A 14746-nucleotide genomic window follows, 5' to 3' on the forward strand; every position below is an offset into this window, starting at 1 on the left:
CCTAGGATGCAGAACGTACTTGCGCCCCAGGTTTGACATCTCTGGCGCGGCGCGAGGACCGCATCAGCGGAGGGCCTGCTTATGGGATCGAACGACGCGGACGAACAGGACCGGCAAGAGGCTGTCATCGAGCTGGCCGAACTGATCCATCTCGCCCAGGAGACCGGGCGACGGCTGGCCAACAAATCGCATGGCGAGCTCTACGATCTGGCGCACGAGGTGAATGAACTGCTGCATCAGGTCCGGCTGCAGATCGAACTGCTCCAGGAAAGGTCTGCCCATCCATAAAGCGCCGGGCCGGGGCTTGCGCGTGACGCGCTGCAGGCCGGCGCCATAAGGTGTACAACGCAAGCGGGCGACGCGGGTCTTTCCTGCTGGCCCCCAACGAGCCTCAGGAGGCATTGGCGTCGATCGCCGGGTCCGGGTGCAGGCTTGTGGTGTGAGTTTCAAACCAAAAACGAGGAGCAGACGCATGAGCAAGAAACCGATGATCCGGATGGCCGCGGCAGGATGCCTGGCCGCCATCAGCCTGCTGGCGCAACCAGCCCTGGCCCAGAACCTGAAGGTGACAGCGCTGGGCGGCCACGACGGCGAGTTGTGCCCGCAGGACCGCGCGATGATCTTCGAAGACCCCAATGGCACACGCATCCTCTACGACGTGGGCCGCACGGTGGCCGGTGCCACCGACCCGCGCCTGGGCAGGATCGACATCATCCTGGTCAGCCACATGCACGGCGACCACGTGGGCAATGCGCACAACAAGGCGCCCAACTCGGGCAGCTGTGACAAACCCGACGTGTCGGTCTCGGCGCTGCCGAATTCGAGCACGGTGAACATCGCGCTGGCCAAGAAGGCCAAGATCGTGACGGGCAGCGAGATGCCGCCTTTCTTCGCTGGCAAGCTCAAGGCCAATGGCGGCAACCCGGCCGATTCCATCCTGGCGCGTTTCGGCGGCAGCGTGACCCTCGGCGGCGTGAAGATCGCCACGGTGCCGGCCGTGCACAGCAACGGCCTGGACCCGGACTACATCGGCGGCGACCTGGGCAAGCACATGAAGGACGCGGGCATTGCCGGTTATGTGGGCGAGGCCACCGGCTACGTGCTGACCTTCAGCAACGGCCTGGTGGTCTACCTCTCGGGTGATACGGGCATCACGGCGGCGCAGGACAAGGTGGTGCGCGGGTATTACAAGGCCCGCCTGGCCGTGATGAACATCGGCGATGGTTTCTCCACCGGCCCGGCGGAAGCGGCCTACGTGATCAACGACCTGGTCCAGCCCGCGGCCGTGATCGCCTCGCACGTGAACGAGGTCGCCACCAAGGGCGGCCAGGTGGTGCCGGGTAGCAAGACCGACCGTTTCATGAAGGCCAGCAAGGTGCCGGTGCACATTCCGCTCAGCGGCAAGCTGATGGAGTTCGACAGCAGCGGTAAATGCACGGCCGGCTGCTGACACGTCTGCACGATCAACAACCAAGGCCCTCGATGAGGGCCTTTGTTGTTGGGGCGACGCTGGTTTAGCGGTTCCTGCGCCAGGTTTCCGGGAAGAAGCCGCGCTCGGCCAGCGTGAAGGCCGCTTCAATCAGCAGGGCCAGCAGCGCCACGGGGATGGCGCCGGCCAGCAGGGTGGCGTTGTCGTTCAAGGCCAGGCCGGTGACGATGCGTTCGCCGAAACCGCCGGCGCCGATGAAGGCCGCGATGGTGGCGGTGCCGACATTGATGACGGCCGAGGTCTTGATGCCCGCCAGGATGGTGGTGCGCGCCAGCGGCAGTTCGATCAGGCGCAAGGTGGCGCCCGGGCTCAGGCCCAGGGCCAAGGCCGCCTGTTTCATGCCGACGGGGACCTGGCTGAGCCCGGCGTGGGTGTTGCGCACGATAGGCAGCAGGGCGTACACGGTGAGGGCGATGAAGGCCGGCAGCAGGCCGATGCTGCCCGTGAGCGGGATGAGGATGGCGAGCAGGGCCAGCGAGGGGATGGTCTGCAGCACATTGGTGCTGTTGATGATGAGGGCTCGCGCCAGTGCGTGACGCGCCGCCAGCAGGCCCAGCGGGATGCCCACCACGATGCTTGCGCCCAGCGAGAGGAAGACCAGGGCCAGGTGTTCCAGCGTCAGGCGCAGCAGATCGGGGGCGAAGAGTTTGGCCAGCCAGCCCGGGGCCGCGGGGCGCTGGTCAGCTGTCTTGGCCGGCACGGCCAGCTCGCCCGCCAGAAAGGCCTGCGCCACGCGCTCGAAGCTCTGGCCCTGCAGCTCCGCGCCGGCGTTCATCTGGCGCATGGCCGCTTCGTCGATGCGGCCTTCCAGCCGGGCCAGGGCCGCCCAGCTGCGCGGCAGGCGCGCGGGCAGGCCGGCCCGGTGCAGCAGCACGGCGTCGTAACGCGGGAAGTAGGCCGCATCGTCCACCAGCACCTGCAGCTGGTAGGGGCCGATCTTGGCGTCGGTGGTGTAGATGTCGATGGCGTCGACCTGGCCCTGGGCCAGGGCTTCATAGGCCAGGCCGTGGTCCAGGCCACGCGGGCGGCCCTGCGGCAGCGCATAGGCCGACTGCAGGCCCGGCCAGCCGTCGGCCCGGCCTATGAATTCCTGCGACAGGCCCAGGCGCAGCGCGGCATGGTCTTTCAGGTCGGACAGGCGGCTGATTCTGAGCGCGCTGGCCTGTGAGGTGCGCATGACCAGGGCGTAGCTGTTGTTGAAACCCAGCGGCACCGAGGCTTGCAGGCCGAGCTTGGCGAGCCGCGCATTGAGCGCGGGCAGGGGTGGCACATGGTCCAGCCGCAGGATTTCGCGCGCAATGGTGCCGGTGTATTCAGGGTAGAGGTCGATGCTGCCGGCCTGCAGGGCGCTGAGCAGGATGGCCGTGTTGCCCAGGCCCTGCCGGTGCGTCACCTCGGCTTCGCCGGTCGCCCGGGCCGTCTGGCTGACGATCTCGGCCAGGATGTAGGCCTCGGTGAAACGCTTGGAGCCGACCGTGAGGGTTGCGCCCCCGGCGGGCAGGACCAGGGCCAGCCCCAGCAGGCCGGCGGTGAGGGCTTGCAGGAGGGTCATGCGGCGGGCGGGGTGGGACACCGGTGCATTGTCACCCGGGCAAAACAAAAGGCCCTCGATGAGGGCCTTTGTTCGGGGCTGACGCCGGCCCAAGCCAGCGCGGGATCAGCCGCCCTTCGAGGGACGCTTGCCCGGGTTCTTCTTGCTGCGGGTGGAAACACCACGCTCCAGGCTGACCTTCTGGCCGCGGCCGCCGGTGGGCAGGGTCACGCCATTGAGCGGTGTCGGACGGGGAGTGGCCTTGCGGTCTGCTTCGGTAACGATCTTATTGCCCATCTGGGGCTCCTTCTGACGAACGATAAAACCGTAATGTTAGCCCATCTGGCCTGCGGGCTCCGGCAGCCTATGATCAAACCCACACCGTCACCCTCACGAAAAGCCGCCATGCCCACACCTGCCAGCGCCACGCTTCCCGGCCAGACCCTGTATCCCCATCTGCTGGCCCCGCTGGACCTGGGGCATACGCAGCTCAAGAACCGCGTGCTCATGGGCTCCATGCACACCGGCCTGGAAGACGGGCGCGACCTCAGCAAGCTGGCAGCGTATTTCCGCGAGCGCGCCGAGGGCGACGTCGGCCTGATGGTCACGGGTGGTTTTGCGCCGAATATCGCGGGCTGGGCCAAGCCGTTTGCCGGCACGCTCTCCACTTCGGGCGCGGCGCGGCGCCACCAGGTGGTGACCCGTGCGGTGCACGAAGCCGGCGGCAAGATCGCGCTGCAGATCCTGCACACCGGGCGCTACGCCTACCACCCGTTGGCGGTGGCGCCCTCGGCCATCAAGTCGCCGATCTCGCCCTTCAAACCTTTCGAGCTGTCGGCGCGCGGGGTGGAGCGGCAGATCCGCGCTTTCGTGAACTGCGCCGTGAAAGCGCGCGAGGCGGGCTACGACGGCGTGGAGATCATGGGCAGCGAAGGGTATTTCATCAACCAGTTTCTGGCCAGACACACCAACCACCGCGACGACCAGTGGGGCGGCGACTACAGCCAGCGCATGCGCCTGCCGCTGGAGATCGTGGCGCGCACGCGCGAGGCCGTGGGGCAGGACTTCATCATCATCTACCGCCTGTCCATGATCGACCTGGTGCCGGGCGGCAGCAGCTGGGACGAGGTGGTGACGCTGGGCAAGGCCGTGGCGCAGGGGGGGCGCGAGCATCATCAACACCGGCATCGGCTGGCACGAGGCCCGCGTGCCGACCATTGCCACCAGCGTGCCGCGCGCGGCCTTTGCCTGGGTGACGAAGAAGATGAAGGCCGAGTTCGCGGCCGCGGGACTGGGCACACCGCTGGTCACCTCCAACCGCATCAACACACCCGAGGTGGCCGAACAGCTGCTGGCCGAGGGCAGCGCCGACATGGTGTCCATGGCGCGCCCGCTGCTGGCCGACGCCGATTTCGTGAAGAAGGCGGCGCAGGGCCGGGCCGCCGACATCAACACCTGCATTGCCTGCAACCAGGCCTGCCTGGACCACATCTTCAAGAACAAGCTCACCAGCTGCCTGGTGAACCCGCGGGCCTGCCACGAGACCGAGCTGGTCTACCGCCCCGTGGCAAGCGCCAAGCGCGTCGCCGTGGTGGGCGCCGGCCCGGCCGGACTGACGGCCGCCACCCTGGCCGCCGAGCGCGGGCACGAGGTGCACCTGTTCGATGCGGCGAGCGAGATCGGCGGCCAGCTCAATATGGCCAAGGTGGTGCCGGGCAAGGAGGAATTCCGCGAGATGCTGCGTTACCTGGCGCGGCGCGTGGAGACCACGGGGGTGCAGCTGCACCTGAACCGTGCCGTGCTGGCGACCGACCTGCAGGGTTTCGATGAGGTGATCGTGGCCACGGGTGTGACGCCGCGCGACCCGAAGATCGAAGGGCAGGACCATGCCAAGGTGCTGAGCTACATCGACGTGCTGCGCCACAGGAAGCCGGTGGGCCGGAAGGTGGCCATCGTGGGCGCGGGCGGCATCGGTTTCGATGTGGCCGAGTTCCTGGTGAGCGAGGGCCACTCCACGACGGTGGACCTGCCGGCCTGGCTGGCCGAGTGGGGTGTGACGGACCCGGCGCAGGAGCGCGGCGGCCTGAGCGCTGCGGGCCCGCAGGTGAGCCCGCCCGAGCGGCAGGTGACGCTGCTGCAGCGCAAGGCCGGCAAGCTGGGCGAGGGCCTGGGCAAGACCACGGGCTGGATCCACCGTGCCGCGCTCAAGATGAAGCAGGTGAAGATGATCGGCGGCGTGAACTACGAGCGCATCGGTGCGTTCACCGAAGGGACAACTCAAGGTTGGGGTTTGCTGGTCTCCTATGGGGATCAGCGCGAGAACCCCAGCTGGATTGCGTGCGACACGGTGGTGCTGTGCGCAGGCCAGCTGCCGCTGCGCACGCTGGCGGATGAACTGCAGGCGCTGGGCAAAAAAGCCCACCTGATCGGCGGGGCAATGGAGGCGGGGGAGCTGGACGCCAAGCGCGCCATCGACCAGGCGGCGCGGCTGGCGGCGCGCCTGTAGGAACCTGCTGGCGGCCGCGCGGCGCTCAGCCGGTGCGGATCACCGAGATGAACTCGTTCCCGCTCTCGGGCAACCAGACTTCGCCGGGCCGGCCCAGGATCTGGCGGATGGAGGCGCCGGCGCGCGGCATGGCCAGCACGTCGAACTTTTCCGTGCGCGGGTCGAAACGCAGCATGGCGTTGTGGTTCCACTCGGCGGCCCAGACGATGTCCTGCTCGTCCACGTAGACGGCGTACACACGCGGGCTGTCGCCGGGCGCCTTCCAGGTGCGCCAGCTGTTCGCGGCGGGGTCGTGCATGGACAGGTAACCGCTGCGCCATTCGGCCACCCAGATGCGGCCCCGGCTGTCGGACCAGACGCGGCGCGCGCCCTGGTCGGGCGTGGGCGGCTCCACGATGCGCGAGCCGCCGGTCCTGAGGTCGATCTGCGCGATGTAGGAGCCGGCCAGCGAGCACCACCAGATGTCGCCCTTGGGCGTGGCACAGATACCGTAAGGGCCGCGCCCGCGTGGCGAGGCCTGCACGCTGACCGCGCCGCTGCGCAGGGCCACCTTGCCCACGTAGCCGCTTTGCCCGGTGAACCAGAGGTCGCCGTGGCCGTCGAAGGCGCAGGTGTTGAGATTGGCATAGGGCGTGCCTGCCGGCAGCGGATAGACACGTACCTCGCGCGCGGGCCAGCTCACGCGCACGATGGCGTTGAGCCCGCCGTCGGTGAGCCAGGCGGCGCCATCGGGGCCGGCGATGACACCGTGCGGCGAGGAACCGCTGCCCAGGGCGATGAGTTCCGTCTTGCCCGTGCGCGGGTCGAACCAGCCCAGGTGGCCGCTGCGCTGCGCGGAGAACCACACGCCGCCATCGGGTGCGGGGGCCAGGTCGTGGATGCCGGTGGCACGCGGCGTGTTCAGTGGCCAGGATTGCAGGCGGCTGCCCAGGGATGGCGCGGCTGCCGCGCCGGTCACGCCCAGTGCCAGGCCGGGCAGGGCCAGCAGGGCGGTGCGGCGCTGGAGCCCGTGCGGGCCGGGCGCTGGCTCGGGTTGCGCGTACGAATGCTGCGTCATGGCCAGGTCTCCTCGCGTTGGATCTCGCGCCCGCGTGGGCGGGGCAGACCATTCTGGCAGCAAGACGGGCCGGCCGGCAAGTGCCGCGCCCGGCCTGCCAGAGACCCGGCGGCGCGCTGGTGAAGAGCGCAGGGCGCAAAATGGGACGATGAAAGTACCCGCAAGACTCCAGTCCCTGGTCGAAGAAGGCCTGATCGACACGGTGGTGCGCCAGCTCATGAGCGGCAAGGAGGCGCTGGTCTACGTGGTGCGCAGCGGCGAGGAAACGCGCTGCGCCAAGGTCTACAAGGAGGCCACCCAGCGCAGCTTTCGCCAGGCGGTGGACTACACCGAGAACCGCAAGGTCAAGAACACGCGCCAGGCGCGCGCCATGGCCAAGGGCTCGCGGTATGGCCGCCAGGCCATCGAGGCGGCCTGGCAGAGCGCCGAGGTCGACGCACTCTACCGCCTGGCGGCGGCCGGTGTGCGCGTGCCCAAGCCCTGGAACTTCCACGAGGGCGTGCTGCTGATGGAACTGGTGACCGACGAACACGGTGACGCGGCGCCACGCCTGAACGACGTGGCCTTCACGCCCGAAGAAGCGCGCCAGCACCACGCCACGCTGCTGACCGAGGTGGTGCGCATGTTGTGCGCGGGCATCGTGCACGGCGACCTGTCGGAGTTCAACATCCTGCTGGCAGCGGACGGCCCGGTGATCATCGACCTGCCGCAGGCGGTGGACGCCGCGGGCAACAACCACGCGGGGCGCATGCTGCTGCGCGATGTGGCCAATCTGCGCGGTTTTTTCGGGCAGTTCGCGCCGGAACTGCTGGCCACCGACTACGGGCCGGAGATCTGGGACCTGTACCAGCGCGGCATGCTGGACCCGGAGACGCCGTTGAGCGGACGCTTCGAGCAGCCGGTCGGTGCGGTGGATGTGGGCGGCGTGATCCGCGTGATCGACGACGCGCGGGCCGAGGAAGCCGCACGCTTGCTGCGCCAGCAGGCGGCGCGCTGATCGTTCAGTCGGCCGAAGGCCAGTCGCTGAAGGGGAAGGGCGCTTCTTCGCTGGCGAAGCTCAGGAAATCGGTGATCTGTCGCAGGTACTGCCCCAGGCCGCGGCCGAAGTGCTGCAGGCGTTCGTTGGGGCCGCCGGCGACGATGGCCAGTACGAACTGGACGAGGGCCAGCACCCCGAGCAGCGTGGCGGCCAGGTGGAAGGCCATGGCCATCAGGACCATGAGCAGCAAGCGCACCCAGAGGCTGCGTTTTTCGGGCGTACCGGGAATGTTGCTCATGGTGTCCTCCTGTGAGCGGTGTTCAGGGTGAGCGGTGCAGGCGCGGCGCGGCCAGCAAGGCCAGGTTTTCCTCGATGGCGAGGTCCACATTGCGCCAGCGGCCCTTGAGCTGGGCCTTGTCCATGGCGGCCTGCAGTTGCTGCAGGTCTTTCACGGTGGGCGCCACCTTGATCTGGGCAATGGCCGCTGTCGCGTTGCCGCCCTTGATCAGCGCAAGCACCTTGCCCGGCCATTCACTTTGTTTTGCCATCATCCACCTGTCAGTTCTTCAGGCCTCACTGTACACACTCGCAGCGGGTATGCTCGCCTGCACATGAACTACACCGTGAAACTGTACGACGCCGAAGGCGTGTCCGAGGCCCAGCACCGCGAAGCCGTGCTGCGGTTTCGCCGCGCGCTGGAAGACACTCTGGGCGACGCCAGCCTGGTGCTGCCCGTGTACCTGGCCTACCAGCGCATCGCGGGCGTGTACGGCGAGCAGCCCGACACCGCGGCCCTGACCGACGCCGAGCGCGAGATCGTCGAACAATGGCAGGCGGCCGAGACGGCCGCCATCACCGCCGTCTTCGGCCCTCTGCGCAATATGGGCGACGGCATGTACGAGCTCAAGCCCGCTTAAGGCGCCTTGGCGGAGCTGTTGCCCAGCCCCAGCGCGTGGAACACGCGGATGGCGGCCCAGGCGTCGTTGGCTGCATAGACCAGTTGCGCTTCCGTCAGCCGCGGATTGGCCCAGTTGGAGGTGGCTGCCTTCTTGGACTTGAGGTAACGACGGTTGAAGAGGATGGCCACGGCGGCCTTCACCCCCATGTCCTTGCGGTAGCCGCGTTCGCGGAACACGGCGTTGAGCTCCAGTACGCCAGCCGGTTCCACGCCCAGCCTGGCCGTGATGCGCTTGCGGTCGTCACCCAGGCCGAAACCGGCCTTGGTGACGCCGTGCAGGGCCAGCAGTTCGGCCACCGGCGCCCGGCTGGCGGGCTCGTGCAGCTGGAAGACCCAGGCCTGTTCGGGCGTGGCGAGCTGCACGATGTGCGGCCCGTCGGACAGCTCGCCCACGCGGAAGGTGGGTTTGGACTCGGTGTCGAAGCCCAGATGGGGTGCCGCGGCCAGCTCGGCGCAGGCTTTTTCAGCTTCCTTGACGGTGCTGACGAGCCGGATGCGGTCCAGACCCAGGCGTTCGAAGGGATCGAGCAGGTTGATCTCATCCTTGCTGGGGGTGGGCTGGTGGGTATGCGCGGGCATGTTTATTTCACAATGCGATATAAATGTGTGACAAAGAGTTACGAGTTCGGTATGCTTGCGAAAACTGCCACGACAGAGGGCAGAGGGCCAGAGGGTTCGCCAGGTTCAAGGTACTCAGGGGGTGGAGCATGAATTTCGACTTCGACGAACGACAGGATCGCATCGACCAGTTGTCCAAACTGTTGTCGGTGATGCAGGACGTGGCACGCAAGCTCGCCAACGAATCGCATGGCCGATCCTACGACAAGGCGCGTGAGCTCAATGAAATCCTGCACCGGGCCCGGCTGCAGATGGATGCCATCGAGACCGCGGAACGCTGGCAGGTCCAGATGGAACGCCGCCGCGCGCCACGCAGCAAATTCGAAAGCTGAGCACCGGGGATAATCGGGCGTTCCACGCAACGCCTCCCATGTCCAGCAGCAAGTCCTTCACGAGCGGTGACTACCAGCTCTACCCCTCGCCGCGCAACGCGCACCGCATCCTGTTCGAGCACCAGGTCTTCGTGCCGTTTCCCTATGCGCTGATCGATCTGCCAGCCATGGGCCTCAAGGGCCGCTACAGCCTGTTCGCGGCCAGCCGGGAGGCTGACCGCAAACAGGGCCAGCTGGTGAGCTTCGAGAACGCAGCCGACATGGCCACCTTCAACGCCAGGTTCGAGCCGTGAAGAACAGCGGCGGCCTGGTCTATTCCACCGAGGGCGGGCGCATGTGCCCGGTCTGCCGTCGGCCGCAGGCGCAGTGCGTCTGCAAGTCGCAGCAGGCGGCCCAGGCGCTGGGCGACGGCAAGGTGCGGGTCTCGCGCGAAACCAGCGGGCGCGGCGGCAAGGCCGTGACGGTGGTGCGCGGCCTGCCGCTCGATGCTGCGGCGCTGACCCAGATGGGCAAGCAGCTCAAGGCGGCCTGCGGCACGGGCGGTACGGTGAAGGACGGTGTGATCGAGGTGCAGGGCGACCACGCCGACAAGGTGCTGGCCCTGCTGCAGGCCCAGGGTTACGCGGCCAAGAGGGCGGGCGGATGATGCCGGATGCCGAGCAATTGCAGCGCCTGCTGACGGTGGAAATGCCCTACGGCAAACACAAGGGGTGCCTGATCGCCGACCTGCCGGGCAACTACCTCAACTGGTTTGCGCGCGAAGGTTTTCCCAGCGGCGACCTGGGCCGCCTGCTCGCGCTGATGCACGAGATCGACCACAACGGCCTCTCTGGCTTGCTGACGCCACTGCGCCGGCAGCTGAAAAAAGCCTAGGCCTTTTTCTTCTTCGCCACCGGCGCCTTGCCGGGGAAACGCGTCTGATGGTGCTCGCGGGGGCGGTAGAGCTGCACTTCCTGCTCGTAGCCCAGCTTGCTCTTGAGCACGCTGTTGCACTGCGTCACCACGTCTTCCAGCGTCTTGCGTCCGGCGGTCGCGCGCAGTTGCTGGATCAGCATGAAGGTCATGGCACCGTAGGGCACCGAGCCGTGCGTGTACTCGTAGGCGTACTGGTCTTCGCGGCAAGCGGCCAGCAGCACCGGGTTGTAGGGGCCGTGGTGGCCCAGGCGCCGGGTGGCGGCCTTGAAGGCGGTGGGGTCGTCGCTCCAGCGGCTGACGGCACGGCCCATCTTCTGGGTGGCTCCATCCATCCCCAGATAACGGCGCACCACATCGGCCGGTGCCTTGTTCATGCGGCCACGCAGATCCAGCTTCTTGCGCGGGAACCACATCTGCTTGTCCGCGTCCCATTCGATGCTGCGGTGGCGTACGTCGTCAGGCGGGTTGATGCCGCGCACGGCCACGCCGCCGGCGCGCGCGATGCCGCCCGAGTGGCAGCAGTCCAGGACGATGGAGAAGCGCGCTTCATAGGGCAGGTTGGCGTAGTACCGGGCCAGCATGTCGTCGGTGATGCCGGTGTTGCCGCTCCAGTCGAAGTCGTAGGTGACCAGGGCCTCGTCCTTGTGGTCGGGTTCGCCGTCGGAGTCCAGCGCGGCCACCTGGGCGCCGTGGCCGGAATAGAAGAGTACGCGTTCGTCGCCCGCGCGCACGTCTTCGAGCAGCCACTTCAGGCGCTCGTTGACGCCGCGGGTGGTGGCCCGCGCGTCGAGCACCACGCGGATTTCCTCGGGCTGGTAGCCGCGCTCCTGCAGCATGGCGCTCATCTGGAACACGTCATTGACGCAGCCGCTCAGGCGGTTTTCCGGCTCCGGGTACTCGTTGATGCCGATCAGCAGTGCGCGGCGTTTGCGCGGGCTGCGGCGCTGGATGGTGGGCGCCTTGAACCAGCTTCCACCCAACGCCGGTGCGGGCTTGGTCTTGCACGGCCCAATGCTGCGCGGCAGCGCCTTGGCCAGGCCGGCCCAGACGTTGCTGGCCGTGACTTCGTGCGCCAGGTACTGCTCGGCGCTGTGGTCCAGCGGGCCCCACTCGTCGAAATAGGTGTCGAGCTGGGTGTAGGGGGCTTCGGGGAAATCCAGTTCACAGGTGAGCACCGCGTCTTCGGCGTTGAAGAGGTGGTACCAGTGGCGCACGGTGCCCAGGGGCTTGAGGTAGCCGCCGAAACTTTCGGCCAGGGCCGGGTGGCCGATCTGCGAGCCCAGGGTGACCAGCAGACGGTCCTGGGCCAGGTCCTGCTGGGCGGCCAGGGTGTCGTAGGTGATGAGCGAACCCAGGCTGTGCGCGCAGATGACGTGCGGATTGACGCGCTTGATGCTTTGCGCCAGATCGCTGGCGAGCTGCTGGCGCAGCTGGGGCAGGGCGGTCCATTTGGCGACCATGCCGATGGTGTTGTCGATCAGCGTGCCCAGGCCTTTTTCCGCGGCGCGGCCCAGCGCGCGACGGTGGGCCCAGTAGCTGTTCCACAGGCGCTTGGCGGCCTCGGCGTAGACGGCACCGTCGGCTTGGACGGCTTCGAAGTGCGCGTTGTAGCGCAGCTCGTGGAATTCGAAGGCGTCGGCGGCCACGCCGGCGCTGGCGGCCGCACTGCGGATGGACTGCTGCCACTTGGCCAGCCAGTCGCCGTTCTCATTGGTGTTGACGCCGTGGACGCACAGGATGCGGATGCTCATGGAACCCCCTGCTGGCTGCTTGTGGATGTGCGTCTTTATAGGCACAAATGCGGCGCCTGTCTTCCCCTGTTTGTGGGAGGCGGTGATAATCGGCGCCCATACCCACCCGACCTCACACGAGTAAGCGCATGGCCCTTTTTGTCGATTCCGGCACCGTGACCCACGGCATCCAGCTGGCGGTAGCACCGGTTTTCCTGCTGACCGCCGTCTCCGGCATGATCGGTGCGGTGGCCGGGCGCCTGTCGCGCATCATCGACCGCGGGCGTGTGCTGGAGGAAAAATTGCGGCTGAATGCCGAGCCGGTGCTGGCGCCGCAGTGGACTGCCGAGCTGGCCATGCTGCGCACACGCGGCAAGCTGGCCAACAGCACCATCGGTTTGCTGACGCTGTGCGCCTTCATGATCGGCCTAACCATCGTGATCCTCTTCCTGGGCGAGACCACGGTCTTCCAGATCGAGCGGCTGGCGATCTACGCCTTCCTGGCCGGCGTGAGCTGTTTCATGGCCGCGCTGTGCTGCTTCTTTGCCGAAACCCTGCTGGCCACGCGCGTGCTGAAGTTCGGGCAGCCCGGGGACTAGCGCCTGTTCGCACTCCAGAAAATAGTGTGAACAGGCCCTAACGCCGCAGCAGGTTCTTGAGCCGGTCTTCGGCCTGTTCCTTCAGGCGTTGCGCGGCCTTGGCTTTTTCCTCGTCCAGCCGCTGCTGCGCTTCCTGCTGCAGCTGTGCCTTGCGCTGGTCGACCAGTTCCTTGGCGCGGTTGCCGGCGCCGGCGCCGAAGTCGATCTTCCAGCCGATGGCGGTGTAGGGGCCGCTCAGGCGCACGGGCACGGTCAGGCCCTTGAGCTGGTCCATCTCGGGGCCGCCCTGGCCCTGCAGGGTGGGGACCACGGTGGCCTTGACGGTGTAGTCCAGCCGGTCCTCGGCGATGAAGATGTCGCCGGCGCCACCCAGGCGCAGCAGCGGGGTCTTGGCGGACAGGTCGTCGTTGTGCGCCACGCCCTTGTTGATCTTGAAGCTGGCGCCGAATTCGGTGAAGTCGGTCTTCTCCTGGGCGCCGGCCTTGCCTTCCTGTGAGCCACCGCCGAGTTTGGCCTTGACGTTGCGCAGGGCGCCGGCGATGTCCAGGCCATTGATGGCGCCATCGCTCAGCTGCACGCCGGCCGTGCCGTTGAGGTTCTTCTTGAACAGGCTCACGGTGTTGCCGCTGGTGCTGACATCCAGCGCCACATTGCCGCGCCCGTCGATGGGCTGCTGGTCCAGCGCGTCTTTCATCAGCGGGCCGATGTTGACGCCGCGCAGGTCCAGCTTGGCCGCCAGAGTTTGGGCGCCCTGGGCATTGGCGGTGAGCACGCCGTTCACGCCGCCGCCGTAGAGCGTGGCCGTCAAGGGATTGAGTTCGGCCTTGCCGCCCTGGGCCTTGAGCTGCAGGCGGATGCTGGCCGCACGCAGGTTCATGATCTTGAGGGAGGCGATCTTCAGCGTGCCGCGTGCATCCAGCGCACGCAGAGGGGCGAGGTCGATGACGGCTTCAGGGCCCGCCGGGCCGCTGCCGGTGGCTGCTGCCGGCTTTTTACTTGGGGGCAGGTAACGATCGGCATCGAGTTCGCCTGCGGCGATGTCGAAGTCGATGGCCGGCTGGGCAAAGCGTTTCACGCCGGCCTTGATGGCCAGGCTGGTGCTGTCGAGCTGGCCGTCGAGTGCCAGCTGAACCGCTTCGCGCGCGAGGTCGACCGAGGCCTGACCCTGCAGCTTGAGCGCCAGCGTGCCGCCAGCCGGGTTGGGGGCCGCCACTTCAAGTGTGAGCGCCGTCAGCTTGAGCGACTGGGGGGAGGCTTCGACGCTGGCCAGGCCCAGCTTGACCTGCAGATCGCGTTGGCCGGCTGCGGTGCCGCCCAGGCTGGCCTTGACATTGTCGAGCTGGAGCTTTTGCTGCGCGAGCTGGGGCGTGAAGTCGCTCTTGACGCCCAGTTGCAGGGCCAGCGGCGGGTTCGTGCCCTGCACGTCGGCACTGAAGTCCAGTGTGCTCTTCCTGCCGTCGGCGATGGGGCCGGTGCTGAAGTTCAGTCTGGAGACGCTCAGGTGCTGGCCGCTGGCGTTGTCGCGGTAGTCCAGACTTGCGTTGGTGATGGCAATGCCGCCAACCTGGAGCAGGGGTATGGCGCCCGAGGCTTCAGCCTTGCCGGTGTCCGGCGCGGCTGCCGCCTTGTCGCCCCGGGACAGCAGGTCGTCGAAGTTGAATCGGCCCTGGCGGTCACGCTGCAGCTTGACGTTCAGGCCGTCGACCAGCACGCGGTCCACCTCCACTTTTTTGGAAAACAGCGGCACCAGAGCCACCGAGACCTTGACCTGCTGGGCGGCCGCGAAGACCTGATCGCTGCGCGCTTCGGACAGGGAGATCTGGCCCAGGTCGGCGCCGATGCGCGGAAAAAGGGTGAGCCGGATCTCGCCGGGAATGGACAGGGTGCGGCCGGTCTGCTCCTTGACCAGCTTGATGATCTCGGGCTTGTGGTCGTTGGGGTTGAAGGTGGCGACGATGAAGGCCACCACGCCCACCAGCAGCACGACGATGGCAGCAAGGGCGATGAGGATGATTTTGAGGGGCTTGTTCAT

At 67.4% G+C, this 14746-nt stretch carries 17 protein-coding genes and 1 pseudogene; 10 read left to right on the top strand and 8 right to left on the bottom strand.

What is annotated here, in order from left to right; all coding sequences use genetic code 11:
- Positions 1–81: 81 nt before the first annotated feature.
- Positions 82–288 carry a hypothetical protein gene (locus tag AC1RRP_RS17385; protein ID WP_493038395.1) on the top strand — a complete coding sequence of 69 codons (207 nt, stop codon included), beginning with the start codon at positions 82–84 and terminating at the stop codon, positions 286–288.
- Between the two features lie 184 nt (positions 289–472).
- Positions 473–1450, top strand: coding sequence for an MBL fold metallo-hydrolase (locus AC1RRP_RS17390; protein WP_493038397.1), 978 nt, complete (start codon positions 473–475; stop codon positions 1448–1450).
- 64 nt (positions 1451–1514) lie between these two features.
- On the opposite strand, the gene AC1RRP_RS17395 is transcribed toward AC1RRP_RS17390, so the two are convergent.
- Both AC1RRP_RS17395 and AC1RRP_RS17400 read right to left on the bottom strand, forming a co-directional pair.
- Positions 1515–3041, bottom strand: coding sequence for an ABC transporter permease/substrate-binding protein (locus AC1RRP_RS17395; RefSeq protein WP_493038586.1), 1527 nt, complete (start codon positions 3039–3041; stop codon positions 1515–1517).
- Positions 3042–3146: 105 nt separating this feature from the next.
- Positions 3147–3317: a hypothetical protein gene (locus AC1RRP_RS17400; protein ID WP_493038398.1), complete on the bottom strand. Its 171-nt coding sequence runs from the start codon at positions 3315–3317 to the stop codon at positions 3147–3149.
- A gap of 108 nt (positions 3318–3425) precedes the next feature.
- Between AC1RRP_RS17400 and AC1RRP_RS17405 the strand changes: the two are divergent.
- A pseudogene (locus AC1RRP_RS17405) lies at positions 3426–5526 on the top strand (2,4-dienoyl-CoA reductase FMN-binding domain-containing protein).
- A 25-nt stretch (positions 5527–5551) separates the two neighbouring features.
- On the opposite strand, the gene AC1RRP_RS17410 reads toward AC1RRP_RS17405, so the two are convergent.
- Positions 5552–6583 carry a Vgb family protein gene (locus AC1RRP_RS17410; RefSeq protein ID WP_493038400.1) on the bottom strand — a complete coding sequence of 344 codons (1032 nt, stop codon included), beginning with the start codon at positions 6581–6583 and terminating at the stop codon, positions 5552–5554.
- A 148-nt stretch (positions 6584–6731) separates the two neighbouring features.
- Here AC1RRP_RS17410 and AC1RRP_RS17415 point away from each other — a divergent pair, with 148 nt between their 5' ends.
- Positions 6732–7580: a PA4780 family RIO1-like protein kinase gene (locus AC1RRP_RS17415; RefSeq protein ID WP_493038402.1), complete on the top strand. Its 849-nt coding sequence runs from the start codon at positions 6732–6734 to the stop codon at positions 7578–7580.
- A gap of 4 nt (positions 7581–7584) precedes the next feature.
- Here AC1RRP_RS17415 and AC1RRP_RS17420 read toward each other — a convergent pair whose 3' ends face one another.
- On the bottom strand, positions 7585–7860 hold the full coding sequence (locus AC1RRP_RS17420) for a DUF4389 domain-containing protein (protein WP_493038404.1): 276 nt from the start codon (positions 7858–7860) through the stop codon (positions 7585–7587).
- Positions 7861–7882: 22 nt separating this feature from the next.
- Entirely contained in the window at positions 7883–8110 is a 228-nt protein-coding gene (locus AC1RRP_RS17425) for a hypothetical protein (protein WP_493038588.1), read from the bottom strand.
- 63 nt (positions 8111–8173) lie between these two features.
- Here AC1RRP_RS17425 and AC1RRP_RS17430 point away from each other — a divergent pair, with 63 nt between their 5' ends.
- Positions 8174–8479: a hypothetical protein gene (locus AC1RRP_RS17430; RefSeq protein ID WP_493038406.1), complete on the top strand. Its 306-nt coding sequence runs from the start codon at positions 8174–8176 to the stop codon at positions 8477–8479.
- Here AC1RRP_RS17430 and AC1RRP_RS17435 read toward each other — a convergent pair.
- Entirely contained in the window at positions 8476–9099 is a 624-nt protein-coding gene (locus tag AC1RRP_RS17435) for a 3'-5' exonuclease (RefSeq protein WP_493038408.1), read from the bottom strand. The two genes, AC1RRP_RS17430 and AC1RRP_RS17435, sit on opposite strands and share 4 nt — an antisense overlap.
- Positions 9100–9227: 128 nt before the next feature.
- On the opposite strand from AC1RRP_RS17435, the gene AC1RRP_RS17440 reads away from it, so the two are divergent.
- From AC1RRP_RS17440 to AC1RRP_RS17455, 4 genes are read left to right on the top strand one after another with little or no spacing between them, the layout of a single operon-like run.
- A complete protein-coding gene (locus tag AC1RRP_RS17440; RefSeq protein ID WP_493038410.1) occupies positions 9228–9470 on the top strand; it encodes a hypothetical protein in 243 nt (80 codons plus the stop codon).
- Between the two features lie 38 nt (positions 9471–9508).
- A complete protein-coding gene (locus tag AC1RRP_RS17445) occupies positions 9509–9763 on the top strand; it encodes a hypothetical protein (protein ID WP_493038412.1) in 255 nt (84 codons plus the stop codon).
- Positions 9764–9804: 41 nt separating this feature from the next.
- A complete protein-coding gene (locus AC1RRP_RS17450; protein WP_493038590.1) occupies positions 9805–10116 on the top strand; it encodes an SUI1 family translation initiation factor in 312 nt (103 codons plus the stop codon).
- Positions 10113–10343: a DUF3820 family protein gene (locus tag AC1RRP_RS17455; RefSeq protein WP_493038414.1), complete on the top strand. Its 231-nt coding sequence runs from the start codon at positions 10113–10115 to the stop codon at positions 10341–10343. The genes AC1RRP_RS17450 and AC1RRP_RS17455 overlap by 4 nt, the downstream gene beginning before the upstream one ends.
- Here the strand turns inward: AC1RRP_RS17455 and AC1RRP_RS17460 are convergent.
- Positions 10340–12136, bottom strand: coding sequence for a caspase family protein (locus tag AC1RRP_RS17460; RefSeq protein WP_493038416.1), 1797 nt, complete (start codon positions 12134–12136; stop codon positions 10340–10342). The genes AC1RRP_RS17455 and AC1RRP_RS17460 overlap by 4 nt on opposite strands.
- Before the next feature lie 128 nt (positions 12137–12264).
- Here AC1RRP_RS17460 and AC1RRP_RS17465 point away from each other — a divergent pair, with 128 nt between their 5' ends.
- Complete coding sequence (locus tag AC1RRP_RS17465; protein WP_460487338.1) at positions 12265–12714, top strand: DUF2721 domain-containing protein; 450 nt, start codon at positions 12265–12267, stop codon at positions 12712–12714.
- Positions 12715–12751: 37 nt separating this feature from the next.
- Here AC1RRP_RS17465 and AC1RRP_RS17470 read toward each other — a convergent pair whose 3' ends face one another.
- On the bottom strand, positions 12752–14746 hold the full coding sequence (locus AC1RRP_RS17470) for an AsmA family protein (RefSeq protein WP_493038418.1): 1995 nt from the start codon (positions 14744–14746) through the stop codon (positions 12752–12754).

The sequence above is a fragment of the Hylemonella sp. GW821-FHT12C09 genome, from assembly GCF_058807395.1.

Coding starts and splice junctions, on each gene's coding strand:
- AC1RRP_RS17395 (WP_493038586.1), bottom strand. CDS start 3,041: ATGACCCTCCTGCAAGCCCTCACCGCCGGCCTGCTGGGGCTGGCCCTG.
- AC1RRP_RS17435 (WP_493038408.1), bottom strand. CDS start 9,099: ATGCCCGCGCATACCCACCAGCCCACCCCCAGCAAGGATGAGATCAAC.
- AC1RRP_RS17400 (WP_493038398.1), bottom strand. CDS start 3,317: ATGGGCAATAAGATCGTTACCGAAGCAGACCGCAAGGCCACTCCCCGT.
- AC1RRP_RS17425 (WP_493038588.1), bottom strand. CDS start 8,110: ATGGCAAAACAAAGTGAATGGCCGGGCAAGGTGCTTGCGCTGATCAAG.
- AC1RRP_RS17420 (WP_493038404.1), bottom strand. CDS start 7,860: ATGAGCAACATTCCCGGTACGCCCGAAAAACGCAGCCTCTGGGTGCGC.
- AC1RRP_RS17415 (WP_493038402.1), top strand. CDS start 6,732: ATGAAAGTACCCGCAAGACTCCAGTCCCTGGTCGAAGAAGGCCTGATC.
- AC1RRP_RS17440 (WP_493038410.1), top strand. CDS start 9,228: ATGAATTTCGACTTCGACGAACGACAGGATCGCATCGACCAGTTGTCC.
- AC1RRP_RS17430 (WP_493038406.1), top strand. CDS start 8,174: ATGAACTACACCGTGAAACTGTACGACGCCGAAGGCGTGTCCGAGGCC.
- AC1RRP_RS17445 (WP_493038412.1), top strand. CDS start 9,509: ATGTCCAGCAGCAAGTCCTTCACGAGCGGTGACTACCAGCTCTACCCC.
- AC1RRP_RS17460 (WP_493038416.1), bottom strand. CDS start 12,136: ATGAGCATCCGCATCCTGTGCGTCCACGGCGTCAACACCAATGAGAAC.
- AC1RRP_RS17390 (WP_493038397.1), top strand. CDS start 473: ATGAGCAAGAAACCGATGATCCGGATGGCCGCGGCAGGATGCCTGGCC.
- AC1RRP_RS17455 (WP_493038414.1), top strand. CDS start 10,113: ATGATGCCGGATGCCGAGCAATTGCAGCGCCTGCTGACGGTGGAAATG.
- AC1RRP_RS17470 (WP_493038418.1), bottom strand. CDS start 14,746: ATGAACAAGCCCCTCAAAATCATCCTCATCGCCCTTGCTGCCATCGTC.
- AC1RRP_RS17410 (WP_493038400.1), bottom strand. CDS start 6,583: ATGACGCAGCATTCGTACGCGCAACCCGAGCCAGCGCCCGGCCCGCAC.
- AC1RRP_RS17450 (WP_493038590.1), top strand. CDS start 9,805: ATGTGCCCGGTCTGCCGTCGGCCGCAGGCGCAGTGCGTCTGCAAGTCG.
- AC1RRP_RS17465 (WP_460487338.1), top strand. CDS start 12,265: ATGGCCCTTTTTGTCGATTCCGGCACCGTGACCCACGGCATCCAGCTG.
- AC1RRP_RS17385 (WP_493038395.1), top strand. CDS start 82: ATGGGATCGAACGACGCGGACGAACAGGACCGGCAAGAGGCTGTCATC.